Genomic DNA, 240 nt, shown 5'->3' on the forward strand with positions numbered 1-240 from the left:
CGTTTCACGTAGAATTTGCTGGTACGGATCACATCCATATGTTATTAAGCATTCCACAGAAGTTAAGTGTTTCTCTATTTTTGGGATATTTAAAAGGAATGAGTAGTTTTATTGTTGGCAGAGGATTCATGAGCGGTTGTTGTGGGTAGTCGTTTTAAAGAGAGTATCTAACTTGAAACATATCGAAACCTATACAGCGATCTGAATATGTAATCGTTCTCGCTGTACAGGTCTTTTTAG

1 pseudogene is annotated in these 240 nt (G+C 36.7%); it reads left to right on the forward strand.

The annotated features are described in order from the left end of the window. Window positions 1-116, forward strand: a pseudogene (locus SAZ04_RS22900) (transposase); the annotation flags it as partial. Window positions 117-240 lie beyond the last annotated feature (124 nt).

It is taken from the genome of Halalkalibacter lacteus (genome assembly GCF_036663595.1).
Lineage (GTDB): Bacteria > Bacillota > Bacilli > Bacillales > Bacillaceae_D > Halalkalibacter > Halalkalibacter lacteus.